Annotated in this window: 10 protein-coding genes; all 10 read left to right on the top strand. The window is 41.5% G+C overall.

What is annotated here, in order from left to right; genetic code table 11:
* Window positions 1–52 precede the first annotated feature (52 nt).
* The 10 genes from AC3XNE_RS11435 (at window position 53) to tgt (ending at window position 14,450) form a co-directional block, all read left to right on the top strand.
* Window positions 53–1,297: a competence/damage-inducible protein A gene (locus AC3XNE_RS11435; protein ID WP_489832197.1), complete on the top strand. Its 1,245-nt coding sequence runs from the start codon at window positions 53–55 to the stop codon at window positions 1,295–1,297.
* A 110-nt stretch (window positions 1,298–1,407) separates the two neighbouring features.
* Window positions 1,408–2,508 carry a recombinase RecA gene (gene recA / locus AC3XNE_RS11430; protein WP_489832196.1) on the top strand — a complete coding sequence of 367 codons (1,101 nt, stop codon included), beginning with the start codon at window positions 1,408–1,410 and terminating at the stop codon, window positions 2,506–2,508.
* Between the two features lie 283 nt (window positions 2,509–2,791).
* Window positions 2,792–4,357, top strand: a complete 1,566-nt coding sequence (gene rny, locus AC3XNE_RS11425) for a ribonuclease Y (protein WP_489832195.1) — start codon at window positions 2,792–2,794, stop codon at window positions 4,355–4,357.
* A 251-nt stretch (window positions 4,358–4,608) separates the two neighbouring features.
* On the top strand, window positions 4,609–5,409 hold the full coding sequence (locus AC3XNE_RS11420) for a TIGR00282 family metallophosphoesterase (RefSeq protein ID WP_489832194.1): 801 nt from the start codon (window positions 4,609–4,611) through the stop codon (window positions 5,407–5,409).
* A 22-nt stretch (window positions 5,410–5,431) separates the two neighbouring features.
* Complete coding sequence (gene mutS / locus AC3XNE_RS11415) at window positions 5,432–8,068, top strand: DNA mismatch repair protein MutS (RefSeq protein WP_489832193.1); 2,637 nt, start codon at window positions 5,432–5,434, stop codon at window positions 8,066–8,068.
* A 54-nt stretch (window positions 8,069–8,122) separates the two neighbouring features.
* Window positions 8,123–10,108, top strand: a complete 1,986-nt coding sequence (gene mutL / locus AC3XNE_RS11410) for a DNA mismatch repair endonuclease MutL (protein ID WP_489832192.1) — start codon at window positions 8,123–8,125, stop codon at window positions 10,106–10,108.
* An 84-nt stretch (window positions 10,109–10,192) separates the two neighbouring features.
* Window positions 10,193–10,801: a Holliday junction branch migration protein RuvA gene (gene ruvA / locus AC3XNE_RS11405; RefSeq protein ID WP_489832191.1), complete on the top strand. Its 609-nt coding sequence runs from the start codon at window positions 10,193–10,195 to the stop codon at window positions 10,799–10,801.
* A 23-nt stretch (window positions 10,802–10,824) separates the two neighbouring features.
* A complete protein-coding gene (gene ruvB / locus AC3XNE_RS11400) occupies window positions 10,825–11,841 on the top strand; it encodes a Holliday junction branch migration DNA helicase RuvB (RefSeq protein ID WP_489832190.1) in 1,017 nt (338 codons plus the stop codon).
* A gap of 20 nt (window positions 11,842–11,861) precedes the next feature.
* Window positions 11,862–12,905, top strand: a complete 1,044-nt coding sequence (gene queA / locus AC3XNE_RS11395; RefSeq protein ID WP_489832189.1) for a tRNA preQ1(34) S-adenosylmethionine ribosyltransferase-isomerase QueA — start codon at window positions 11,862–11,864, stop codon at window positions 12,903–12,905.
* Between the two features lie 399 nt (window positions 12,906–13,304).
* Window positions 13,305–14,450: a tRNA guanosine(34) transglycosylase Tgt gene (gene tgt, locus AC3XNE_RS11390; protein ID WP_489832188.1), complete on the top strand. Its 1,146-nt coding sequence runs from the start codon at window positions 13,305–13,307 to the stop codon at window positions 14,448–14,450.
* Window positions 14,451–14,501: the final 51 nt, after the last annotated feature.

The following is a 14,501-nucleotide window of genomic DNA, read 5'->3' as shown; positions in this document are numbered from 1 at the left end:
TTTGACAAAAAAACGAATAAAATGCGTAATACTATATTGGGAGGTATAAAACATGCACGCAGAAGTGATCGCTGTTGGAACTGAAATGTTATTGGGTGAGATCACGGATACTAATTCACAAGTTATTAGTGAAGGTTTAGCTGATCTAGGGATCAATGTCTATTACCACAGTTTAGTTGGAGACAATGAAGCACGGATGGAAGAAGTCGTTAACTTGGCTGCGTCTCGTAGTGATCTGATCGTGATCTCTGGTGGTTTAGGACCCACGGCAGACGATTTGACTAAGCAAGTAGTTGCCGGTTACTTAAAACGCAACTTAATTGTTGATCAAGAAGCAATGGAGAAGATCAAATCTTTCTTTAAAACGAGGAAGCGTGAAATGACACCAAATAATAGGGTCCAAGCAATGTACATTGAGGGGTCACTTTCTTTACCAAATGATGTGGGGTTGGCCGTAGGAAATTACTATCGTGACCCGAATGGTCCGGATTTTTTATTATTGCCCGGGCCACCCCATGAGATGCTGTCAATGTTCGAAAAAACAGCTAAACCGTTATTGGCTAAGCAATATCAAGATCGGCAGGTACTCAATTCACGACTGTTAAGATTTTTTGGTATTGGAGAGTCGAACTTAGTGACTAAACTTGAAGATCTGATCGATAACCAGGTCAATCCAACGATCGCACCTTACGCCAAGGAAAATGAAGTTACATTGCGTTTGACAGCGGCAGGGCATTCAGATGCTGAAGATGAGCAGTTATTGGACGACTTGGAAAAGAAGATCACTGCTCGTGTGGGGGAATACTTGTATGGCTATGGTGAAAATAATAGTTTGCCAGCAGTGGTAGTCAATAAGTTGCGGCAAAAAGGACAGACCTTATCTGCTTCTGAAAGTTTTACTGGAGGAAGTTTCCAGGCTGCTGTGACCTCGGTCCCGGGTGCTTCTAATGTTTTCTCTGGCGGTTTCGTCACTTATGCAGCCGAACAAAAGGAACGGTTATTAGGGATACCAGCTGGGCTGATTGAAAAACACGGTGTTGTCACTCAAGAAACGGCTATCGGGATGGCTGAAAGCACTAGAAGATTGCTTAAGACAGATTTTGCGGTTTCATTTACTGGTGCAGCAGGCCCGAAGCCGTTAGAAGGCCAGCCTGCGGGGACAGTTTGGATCTGTTTGGCTGGTAAAAATATGGAGAGTCAGGCTAAATTATATAATTTTCCGTATGATCGACAACATGTTCGTCACAGTGCAGTTATGGCCGCTTTTGGGATGTTGAATAAAGAGTTGCAAAATTAAAATCTCAAACATTCGTTCGATTTTTCTTGCGTTTTAAGAAAAAAGTCAGTATGATAAGTGTACGGAATTAATCGAAAGTTGCTGGTTAAGCAATAAGGAGGAACTTGATTGTGGCTGATGAAAGACAAGCAGCATTAGATGTTGCATTAAAAAAGATTGAAAAAAATTTTGGTAAGGGTTCGATCATGCGAATGGGCGATAAAGCTGATACGCAGATCTCAACAGTCCCAAGTGGTTCATTAGCTTTGGATGAAGCTTTAGGGGTAGGCGGCTACCCACGGGGACGAATAGTTGAGATCTACGGCCCAGAAAGTTCTGGTAAAACAACAGTTGCTTTGCATGCCGTAGCTGAAGTTCAGGCCCAAGGAGGTACCACAGCGTATATTGATGCCGAAAATGCCTTAGATCCTGTCTATGCGAAAGCTCTGGGTGTTAATATTGATGAGCTATTGCTTTCACAACCTGACACAGGTGAACAAGGTTTAGAGATCGCTGATGCTTTAGTTTCTTCAGGAGCCGTTGATATGGTTGTTGTAGATTCTGTGGCCGCTTTAGTTCCGCGCGCCGAAATTGAAGGCGAGATGGGTGACGCACACGTTGGGTTGCAAGCCCGGTTAATGTCACAGGCTTTGAGGAAACTTTCAGGTACGATCAACAAAACAAAGACAATCGCGCTCTTTATCAACCAGATCCGTGAAAAGGTCGGCGTGATGTTTGGTAATCCCGAGACAACTCCGGGTGGCCGTGCTTTGAAGTTTTATGCGACAGTTCGTTTGGAGATCAGACGAGCCGAACAGATCAAAGATGGCTCTGATATCGTAGGAAATCGTGTGCGGATCAAGGTTGTAAAAAACAAGGTCGCTCCGCCATTTAGAAAAGCCGAAGTTGATATTATGTATGGTGAAGGGATCTCTAAGACTGGTGAACTGATCGACATGGCTGTCGAAAAAGATATCGTTCATAAGAGTGGTTCGTGGTTCTCTTATGGGGAAGAACGAATTGGTCAAGGTCGTGAAAATGCTAAAAAGTATATGTCAGAGCATTCTGATATGATGAATGAAGTCATCTCTAAGGTGCGCGAAGCATATGGGATCGCTGACGAAAAGAGTGATGGTACTAAGGCTACCAAACAAAAAGATCAGCTTGATTTGGATTTAAAAAATGATACTAAAGAGTCCAAAAAAGAGACCAAGAAGGCAGCTAAAAAGTAATATGTAAGAAAATATAAAAGTGGACGGCTAATAGGGTTGTTTATGTCAGTTGTTGAGATCCCGAGCATACGAACAGCTTACTTAGCTGTCTTTTTTTATGATCTGGCTGACCTATGTCGTGAGCTGTCACCCTGATCGGAAATAAAATTGGGAGTCGGACGAATAGTTATTGACAGCAACAGCTAATAAACATTAAAATGGTATTGTGTGCATGAATATTAGATAGCAAATTGACGCAATTGTTGAATTTTAAATAAAAAATTTAACGATGCGGAGGTGCAATTTGAATCCTATATTTATTATCCTCGTCATCGCTATTTTGGCTTTATTGATAGGTTTCGCCGGCGGATCTTTTTATCGTAAAAAAACGTATGAAGACGCGCTTGATAATGCGACACAGACGGCCGCAGGGATCGTAGCAACTGCTAAAAAGGACGCAGAAGCGCAAAAAAAAGAAACTCTTTTAGAAGCAAAAGAGGAAGGCCAGAAGTATCGCAGCGAAATAGAAAGTGAACTCAAGGAAAGACGCTCAGAAGTTCAAAAGCAGGAAAACCGGATGCTCACGCGTGAAGAAAATTTGGATCATAAAGATACCAATTTAGAAAAACGTGAGCATGTGCTTGAACAAAAAGAAAAGCAATTGGCTTCTAAGCAGAGTGAACTTGATAAAAAACATCAAGAAGTCTCATCATTGGTTTCGAAACAACAAGATAAACTTGAAGAAGTTGCAGCTTTGTCTAAAGATCAGGCAAAAGATTTGATTTTAGAGCAGACTAAATCAAGTTTGGATCACGAAATGGCAGTGATGATCAAAGATAGCGAAGAACAGGCTAAAATTAGTGCTGATAAAACAGCAAAAGTATTGATCGCAGAAGCAATTCAACGAAGTGCTGCGGATACAGTCTCGGAGACAACAGTATCCGTCGTCAACCTTCCTAATGATGAAATGAAAGGACGGATCATCGGGCGCGAAGGACGCAATATTCGGACGCTTGAAACCTTAACTGGGATCGATTTGATCATAGATGATACCCCAGAAGCAGTCGTCTTAAGTGGTTTTGACCCGATCAGACGTGAGATCGCTAAGATCGCCTTGGAGAAGTTGATCCAAGATGGTCGGATCCACCCAGCACGGATCGAAGAGATGGTTGAAAAAGCCACCAAGGAAATGGATGCCAAAGTTCGCGAGACTGGTGAAGAAGCAATTTTTGATTTAGGTCTACATTCAATGCATCCAGACTTGATAAAAATCATTGGTCGCATGAGTTACCGTACAAGTTACGGACAAAATGTTTTGGACCATTCGATCGAAGTTGCAAAATTAGCTAGTGTGATGGCTAGTGAGCTTGGCGAAGATGTTACTCTAGCTAAGCGTGCCGGTTTGTTACATGATATCGGTAAAGCGATCGACCATGAGGTAGACGGTTCTCACGTTGAGATCGGTGTTGAGTTAGCGAAGAAGTATAACGAAAGTAAAACTGTTGTTAATACGATTGCTTCTCATCATGGTGACGTCGAACCAGAATCGACTATCGCGGTCCTAGTGGCTGCTGCTGATGCTGTTTCAGCGGCTCGTCCTGGTGCACGTAGCGAATCATTAGAAAACTACATCCATCGTTTGGAGAAACTCGAATCGATCTCAAACAACTTTGAAGGGGTTAAGAAGAGTTATGCCATCCAAGCAGGACGTGAGGTTCGTGTGATCGTTAAGCCTGATAAGATAAACGATGCCAAAACAACCATTTTGGCTCGCAATATCAAGAATAAGATCGAAGAAGAAATGGAATACCCAGGTCACATTAAGGTCACGCTTATTCGGGAAACACGCGCTATTGAATATGCTAAATAAACCACTAAAAGCTGAAAGCTTGCCGGTATACGGTACTTTCGGCTTTTTTAGTCGAGCCCCGTGTGACAGAAGTTTGCGCCTAGCCTACTTGTCCACCACATTGCGAAAAACGCAAAATGGCGTGAAAGTCTGCTAGTGCTCACCTTCTAACCGCCATATTCCACTCTCTGTTATTAGTCTGCACATTTCTTCCTAAAAATGGTAAAATTAACTTTAACTAATTGTGAAAAAATAAAAAGAGGAGACAAATAATGCGGATCTTATTTATTGGCGACGTTATGGGGGGATCGGGGCAAGAGATGTTTGAAGAAACCGTTCCTGTCTTGAAAAGAAGTCTACACCCCCAGCTTACGATCGCTAACGGTGAAAATGCGACACGTGGTCGAGGCATCAATGAGAAAGTTTATAAAAAACTATTGAAAGCTGGGGCGGACGTGATCACCATGGGCAATCATACTTGGGATAATCGAGAGATCCATGATTTTATCCCCTCTGCAAATAAACTGATCCGACCAGAAAACTTCTCAGCTGGACAGGTTCCTGGCGTTGGACACACTATAGTTAATGTGAATGGGGTCAAAGTTGGTGTTTTAAATATCCAAGGGCGGGTATTTATGAATCCATCTGATGATCCGTTTGCTGTGGCTGAAAAAATGATCTCAGAAATGAAAGGGCAGGCTTCTGTGATTTTCGTTGATTTTCATGGCGAAGCAACTAGTGAAAAAGAAGCCTTCGCTTGGAATTTTGATGGACGTGTTTCTGCCGTTATTGGGACGCATACTCATGTCCAGACTAATGATGCGCGAATTTTGCCGCAAGGGACGGCCTTTTTATCCGATGTTGGTTTTACCGGACCTTACGATGGTATTTTGGGAATGCGGCGAAATAGTGTGATCAGCCGGTTTAAAAATCAAATGCCGACAAGATTTGAAGTTGAGACCGATGGACAACAAACTTTGGGAGCTGTTGTGATCGATGTCGCTGAGAAAACAGGTAAAGCAAAAGTGATAAAAAATATCCGGGTAGATCCGGATCATCCGTATATAGAATAAAGGTGAGAGGGAGGAACTGTTGATGCCGCAAGAGACAAAAAAAACGCCAATGATGGAACAGTATATGAAGGTCAAAGAACAGTATCCTGACGCCTTCTTATTTTATCGCTTGGGTGATTTTTATGAAATGTTTTACGATGATGCGATCAAAGGTTCGCAGTTACTTGAACTAACACTAACATCCCGCAATCGAAACGCCAGTGACCCGATCCCGATGTGTGGAGTTCCGCATCATGCTGCTCAAAATTATATTGATATCTTAGTGGACCAGGGTTATAAAGTCGCAATTTGTGAACAAATGGAAGACCCTAAATTGGCTAAAGATATGGTTAAAAGAGAAGTTATCCAGTTAGTGACACCCGGTACTTTGATCGATGATAAGGCTGGCGAGGCTAAGGAAAATAACTATTTGACAGCTGTGCATGAAAATAATGGAAAATTTGGCTTTGCTTATACGGACCTATCCACAGGTGAACTAAAAACTGCAGAGTTAGATAGCGTCGATTCATTGGTCAATGAAATGTTGAGCTTGCGTACAAAAGAAGTTGTAGTCGATAAGAGTGTCACTGCTGCAACGATCGATTCTTTTAAAAATTTAAAAATACTTCTTTCTCATCAAGATGAGATCGAAGAAAAATCTGAGATCGCCTATTCCACACAGGATCTGACTAATGAGCTGGAGATCGATGTTGTTAGTCATTTAGTCTCGTACTTAGAAGTTACTCAGAAAAGAGCATTGGCTCATATTCAAAAGGCGATCCACTATGAGCCAGCACAATATTTGAAATTAGATCATAGGGTCAAACGTAACCTAGAACTATTAGAAAATTCGCGGACTCACAAAAAATCTGGCACATTATTGTGGCTACTTGATAAGACGAAAACTGCGATGGGGAGTCGCTTGTTAAAGCAGTGGATAGATCGGCCATTGTTGAATAAGGGAGATATCTTAGAGCGTCAAAATATTATTCAAGTTTTATTGGATAATTATTTTGAAAGATCAGGTTTACAAGAAGAATTAGCATCAGTTTACGATCTAGAACGTCTTGCTGGACGCGTGGCCTTTGGAAACGTAAATGGACGTGACCTGATCCAATTGATGACTTCTTTGCACCATATACCACAAATCAAGTATATTTTAGAGCAATTAAATGATGGACAGCTAGACAATTTGATCAGTCAGATCGACCCAGTTGAAGAGGTCGCTGATTTGGTTGAGACGGCAATAGTTGATGAGCCTCCGATTTCGGTGACAGACGGTAATTTGATCAAAGAAGGATACAATTCACAGCTAGATGAGTATAATGATGCTTTGAATAATGGACAAAAATGGCTGGCAGAGTTGGAAGCAAAAGAGCGCCAGGAAACAGGCATTAATAACTTGAAAATTGGATATAATAAAGTTTTTGGTTATTACATTGAGGTTTCAAAGGGCAATATTTCTAAACTGCCCGAAGGACGTTATCAACGCAAGCAGACACTCGTTAATGCTGAACGCTTTATTACACCTGAGTTAAAGGAGAAAGAAGCAATGATCCTTGGAGCTCAAAGTAAGGCGGCTGATTTAGAATATCAATTATTTATTGATATTCGAGAACAAATTAAAGATCGAATTCAACGTTTGCAAAAATTGGCAGGGGCAATCGCCAAGTTGGATGTGTTGCAAAGCTTTGCAGTTGTGAGTGAAGATGGTCATTTTGTTAGGCCAGAGTTTGTTAGCAATCATAATATTGATATCAAGCAAGGTTTTCATCCTGTCGTTCAAAAAGTGATGGGAAAACAAAGCTATGTTCCAAATGACATTTCAATGCCGCAAGATTTAACGGTCTTACTTATTACTGGTCCCAATATGTCCGGTAAGAGTACTTACATGCGTCAGTTGGCGCTGACTGTGATCATGGCACAACTTGGATGTTATGTTCCAGCACAAAGTGCGAAAATGCCATTATTTGACCAAATATTCACTCGGATCGGGGCTGCTGATGATCTGATCTCAGGCGAATCAACTTTTATGGTAGAAATGATGGAAGCTAATGAGGCTTTGAAAAATGCGACTCCAAACAGTCTCTTATTATTTGATGAGATCGGTCGAGGGACAGCAACCTACGATGGAATGGCTCTAGCTCAGGCGATCATTGAATATGTTCATGATAAAGTTCAAGCTAAGACTCTATTTTCTACTCACTACCACGAACTAACGGCACTTGATGGTGCATTAGCCAATTTGAAAAATATCCATGTAGGTGCGGTCGAAAAAAATGGCGAGTTGGTATTCTTGCACCAGATGCAATCAGGGCCTGCCGATCGGTCGTATGGGGTACATGTGGCTAAGTTGGCGGGTTTGCCAGACAGTTTGCTTAAAAATGCATCCCAGGTCTTGGAAAGATTGGAAAATGACGGTCAACAGTTGCCGGCTCCTACAAGTGAGTCGAACGATCAGAAGCCTCAAGCTGTTGAAGAAAAAGAACCTACTGAAGCTGTTGAAGAAATTGACCCACAAGAACAGCTCTCGTTATTTGGCGTGTCAGAGCCTGAGATCGACCCGGTAGGTGAAAAAGTAGTCAGTGAGCTAAAGAATGCTAATTTAATGGCCATGACACCGATGGAAGTAATGAATGCTGTTTATAAGTGGCAAGGGCGCTTGAACAAGAAAAGATAACTGAAAAGTAATTAGTAGAAAAATGTGTAAATATTGCATAGAAAGGAGAAATTTATGTCTCAAATCCATCAACTTGATTCGGTCTTAGCTGATCAGATCTCAGCTGGCGAAGTTGTAGAACGACCGGCGTCAGTCGTAAAAGAATTGGTCGAAAATGCGATCGATGCGAAAAGTTCACAGATCGATATTGCAGTAGAAGATTCTGGCCTTAAATCTATCCAAGTCATCGATAATGGCCAAGGGATCCCTGTTGATGAGATCGAGATGGCTTTTCGTCGTCACGCGACCAGTAAGATCGTAAATCGGCAAGATCTTTTCCAAATCGTTACTTTAGGATTTCGTGGGGAAGCTTTACCGAGTATCGTTTCGGTGTCAGATGTCACAATGGAAAGTGCAACGGAAGGTCAGGCTGGCACGAAGATCCATCTCAAGGGTGGAAAGGTGTTAGACAAGCAGTTTTCTGAAAGTCGACGTGGGACCAACATTGTTGTCAATGACCTCTTTTTTAATACCCCGGCACGTCTGAAATATTTAAGTTCTATACAAACAGAACTATCTGCGATCACTGACATAGTCAACAGATTGGCACTTAGTCACACAGATATTTCTTTTTCACTTCTAAGCAATGGACGTGAATTACTGCATACACCAGGCAACGGTAATTTAAAACAGGTCATCAGTGCGATATATGGGATCAACGTTGCCAGGCAAATGGTTTATTTTGAGCAGGAAAACAATGATTTTAAGGTCAGCGGCTATATCTCCTTGCCAAAATTGACCCGTGCGTCACGCAACTACGTTAGTTTTTTGTTGAATGGCAGGTATGTCAAAAATAACCATTTAAGTAAGGCTTTAGTCCAAGGCTATGGATCTAAATTAATGGTAGGTAGGTATCCGGTGGCTGTTGTTTCGGTAAGATCTGATCCGATCTTAATAGATGTAAATGTGCATCCTACTAAACAAGAAGTTAAGATCAGTAAAGAACAAGAGTTATGTGATTTGTTATCCAAGAGTGTCTATACAAGGATCTCACAAGAGAATTTGATCCCGGATGCTTTGAAGAACATGCATAGCGGTAAACAGCACGCTTCAAAAAACGAGCAGCTTAATTTTGGTTTGAATGAAAGTTCATCTGCGTATAATTCCCAACGCGCTTCACGGCCTAGCAAAAAAGAAGTATTGGATGCTTTGTTAGGTGGCTCAAAGGAAGAAAAAAATACTACTGCAACGCGATCTGAGCAGTCTGAGGGTAAAGATATTGAGCCTGTAATGATCAATAATGTGGCAGATTTAGATTCCCTAGCTGTCAAGCAGTGGGACCAAAAGTATCAACAAATTCCTAAAAAAACAGAAGATTTGGAAAAAGAAAAAAGTGACGTAGAACAAAGTTCGAAGTTCACGGCGGCTAAAGAAACCGCACAAAAAGCTTCGTTTCCTGAATTAAACTATTTCGGACAAATGCACGGTACCTTTTTGTTTGCTGAGTCTAACGATGGCTTTTATATTGTGGACCAACACGCAGCTCAAGAAAGAGTCAAATATGAATACTATCGTGAACAGACCGGCCAAGTTTCTACTGATCAACAAAATATGTTGTTGCCGATAATTTTGACATATCCTGTTAACGAAGCCTTGAAGATCGAACAGAACAAAGATAAGTTGGCTGAACTTGGGATCTACTTGGAGGACTTTGGGCAAAATACGTTTGCTGTCCACCAACACCCAACCTGGTTTAAAAAGGGGCAAGAAGAGTCAATAGTTCGTGAAATGGTCGATTATCTGTTGAGGGATACTAAGTTGACTGTGGCTAAATTTCGAGAGAAAACGGCTATCATGATGAGCTGTAAGAGGTCGATCAAGGCTAATCATCATTTGGATGAAAAACAGGCACGTTCTCTTTTAGAACAATTACGACAGTGTGAAAATCCATATAACTGTCCTCATGGCAGGCCAACGTTGGTTCACTTTACGACTGCAGATATGGAGCACATGTTTAAAAGGATCCAGGATCCTCACCAAGGACATGGGTTATTAGACTAGAAAGCAATTTGATCTATGCTCTGACCAAAAATGTTACAGTTATTAGGTAGATAACAATTTGACCATTAGAAATGGAGAATTATTATGTATGAATATTTTATTGGGTCGATCACCAGCATCACGCCGCATTACATCGTTTTAGAAGTTAATGGGATCGGTTTTCAATTAAACGTGGCTAATCCTTTTAGCTATCAAAGTGGTCATGAAGAGAAGCGACAGATATATATCTATCAAGCTGTTAGAGAAAATGACGTTAGCTTGTATGGTTTTAAAAATTTTCAAGAAAAACAGTTATTTCTGAAATTGATCAGCGTTTCGGGCATCGGCCCCAAAAGTGCTCTGGCGATTTTGGCTACCGAGGATCATGATGGCTTGGTAAATGCGATCGATTCGAATGATGAATCTTATTTGACCAAATTTCCAAGTATTGGTAAGAAAACCGCTAAGCAGATCATTTTGGATTTAAAAGACAAAATGTCTGATCTTTCAACACAGACACCTATGATCGATGATCAATTACAGCTAAGCCAAACAGATGACCCAATTTATTTGAAGGAGAGTTTAGAGGCCATGCTGGCTTTAGGATATACTAAAGCGGAAGTTAAGAGGGTTGGCAAAAAATTACGTGACTTCGATGGCAGTTCAACTGACGAGTATCTGCGTCAGGCATTGAAACTGCTAATGAAAAAATAGTATAGTAGAGGAGGTCTGCGATCATGGATGATGATGAGCGTATTATTTCTGGCGAAAGCAGCGGCCTGGATGAGGAACAGACTGAGTTAAGTTTGCGTCCCCGGACGTTAAAGCAATATATCGGCCAGCAAAAAATTAAACAAGAAGTTTCGATTTATGTTGAAGCTGCTAAGGCTCGTGAAGAACCGCTTGATCATGTGCTGTTATATGGGCCTCCGGGGTTAGGGAAAACAACTTTAGCTGGTGTTATTGCAACTGAGATGGGCGTTAATTTCAAAACGACTAGTGGCCCGGCAATTGAAAAGCCTGGTGACCTTGTGGCATTGCTGAATGAATTACAACCGGGTGATATTTTGTTTATCGATGAGATCCATCGTTTGCCCAAAAATGTTGAGGAAATTTTGTATTCTGCAATGGAAGACTTTTATATCGATATCGTGGTCGGACAAGATGTAACTGCACATCCGGTCCATTTTCCCTTGCCACCATTTACTCTGGTTGGCGCTACTACTCGAGCAGGACTTTTGTCTGCCCCTTTGCGAGCTCGTTTCGGGATAGTCGAGCATATGAATTATTACACGCAAAACGAGCTGACGGAAGTTGTTTTACGCTCAGCCACGGTTTTTAATACTAAGATCGATCCGGAGGGTGCACATGAAATTGCGCGTCGTTCAAGAGGGACGCCGCGAGTTTCCAACCGTTTGTTGAAAAGGGTACGGGATTTTGCTCAGGTTGCTCATAAAGACACCATTGACCAAGAGATCGTTAACTATGCACTGAAGCTATTACAAGTTGACGACCGTGGTTTGGACGAGGCCGACCGTAAGATGTTATTGACGATGATCAAGCTCTATTCTGGCGGTCCGGTTGGTTTAACTACTATCGCTGCCAATATTGGTGAGGAGACCGATACGGTTGCAGACATGATCGAACCATACTTAATGCAGATCGGTTTTGTCAAGCGGACAGCACGTGGCCGTATGGTAACACCAGCTGCGTATTCTCATTTAGGGATAGAAGTACATGATGAAAAAAATTAAGAATGAAGAAGGTATTACTAGTGTCAGAAGAACATTTAACTACAGAAGATTTTGATTATGAACTACCACAAGAATTGATCGCACAGACTCCTTTAAAACAGCGTGATGAATCACGGATGTTAGTTTTAGACCATATCAGCGGTGAGTACGAAGATAACCACTTTTACAATGTGATCGATCGTCTGGATCCTGGAGATGCACTGGTAATGAATGATTCACGTGTCATGCCTGCGCGACTATATGGTAACAAGCCCGCTACAGGTGGACATTTGGAAGTTTTGTTATTGAATAACACGGAAGGAGATAATTGGGAAACTTTAGTTAAACCCGCCAAAAGAGCTAAGGTCGGTACAGAGATCTCCTTTGGTAACGGAGAATTAACTGCCACGGTAACCAAAGAATTAGATCATGGTGGTCGGATGATCGAATTTCACTATGATGGTATTTTTATGGAGGTACTGGAAAGCTTAGGTGAGACTCCGCTTCCTCCGTACATCAAAGAAAAACTTGATGATCCTGAAATGTATCAGACCGTTTATTCTAAGGAGATCGGTTCTGCCGCCGCACCAACTGCAGGTTTACATTTCACGAAAGAATTACTGCAAAAGATCGAAGAAAAGGGAGTCAAGTTAGTCTATTTGACTTTACATGTTGGTCTGGGTACCTTCAGGCCAGTAACAGAAGAAAATATCGAAGATCATAAGATGCATAGTGAATTTTACAGTTTAAGTGAAGAGTCAGCTCAAACATTGAATGAGGTCCGCCAAAATGGGGGTAAGATCGTTGCAACAGGAACAACGACTATTCGGACTTTGGAAACTATCGGAACAAAATTTGACGGAGAGATCAAAGCCGATAGTGGGTGGACAGATATTTTCTTAAAACCAGATTATGACTGGAAGGTAGTTCAAGCCTTTATTACTAATTTCCACTTGCCAAAATCGACTTTAGTAATGTTAGTTGCATCGTTTACTGGCAGAGACAATATCTTAAATGCATACAAGCACGCTGTAGAAGAAAAGTACCGCTTCTTTAGTTTTGGAGATTGTATGTTTATTTATTAACAGAGCGCAGCGTGGTGTTCTGAAGGTGAGCATATCGGACTTAGACTTTATAGTACGTTCTTTGCGCGATGAAGTCTAAGGTGGATAGGCAGGGCCTTCTGCCACATGCAGCTCGATTAAAAACCCAGGGGCGCAGCAAGTCGGTTTGGATTTGAGCACTAATTAGGCCTACTTTTATCGCGTGCGGTTTTCGTGTCTTGATAGTGGGACTGATTAGGTGGAAAGTCCAGACTTGTATAAGACCGACTAAGAAAAACAGAGTACAGTTAGCAGCGTAAACGGTCAGCCACAAGACAAAATAGTTTTCTAGTGGTCATGTATCGAACTGAATTAAATAAAGCACACAACTTCTTGGCCTGTACAACTAAGAAGTTGTGCATGAATAGGGTGGATTTTTTAATGAACGAAGCGGCAATCAAATACCGTTTGATCAAGAAAGAAAAACATACTGGTGCACGATTAGGTGAGATCACAACACCACATGGGACGATCCAAACTCCCATTTTCATGCCAGTCGGAACGCAGGCAACGGTTAAATCGCTGTCACCAGAGGAATTGAAAGAAATGAATGCCCAAATCATTTTAGCTAACACTTACCATCTGTGGGAGCGTCCGGGAGATGATTTGGTCGCAGAAGCAGGCGGCTTGCATCAGTTTATGAATTGGGATCGGCCTATTTTGACTGATTCTGGTGGGTTTCAGGTATTTTCGTTAGCTAAACTGCGTGATATCAATGAAGAGGGAGTAAATTTTCGTAGTAATTTAAATGGTGCAAAATTATTTTTGTCGCCAGAAAAAGCGATCCATATCGAAAATAATCTCGGTCCGGACATTATGATGAGTTTTGATGAGTGCCCACCTTTTTTTGAATCTTATGATTATATCAAGAAATCGGTTGAGCGGACTTCAAGATGGGCTGAGCGCGGTTTGAAAGCTCACCGAAATCCAAGTACGCAGGGATTATTTGGCATCGTACAAGGAGGAGGTCATAAAAAGCTACGTCAGCAAAGTGCACGTGATCTAACCTCCCTTGATTTTGCAGGCTATTCGATCGGCGGACTTTCTGTGGGTGAATCCAAGGCTGAAATGAATCATGTTTTGGAATTTACTACCTCTTTGTTGCCTGAAAATAAACCGCGCTATTTAATGGGAGTGGGATCTCCAGATGCACTGATCGATGGTGTGATAAACGGTGTAGATATGTTTGACTGTGTATTACCGACACGCATTGCTCGTAACGGGACTTGCATGACTTCGCATGGGCGATTAGTCGTCAAAAATGCAAAATACGCGCGTGACTTTGGGCCGATAGATGAAAATTGTAATTGTTATACTTGTCGAAATTATACTCGGGCCTATGTTCGTCATTTGTTTAAGGCGGATGAGACATTTGGCTTACGTTTAACAAGTTACCATAATCTGTACTTCTTGCTGGATCTAATGAAACAGGTGCGAGAAGCAATTATGAATGATGAATTACTGGACTTTAAGGAAAGTTTTTTTGAACAATATGGTTTAAATAAAGTAAATCCGAAAAACTTTTGATTTTTTGGTCAAGATAGGTAGTCAGAAATAAGTTTTTCTGCTAAAGTTAGT

This window comes from Ligilactobacillus sp. JN-6 (Y).1 (genome assembly GCF_058111525.1).
Note: the sequence above shows the minus strand (reverse complement) of the source record. Positions and strands in the feature narration are given on the sequence as shown.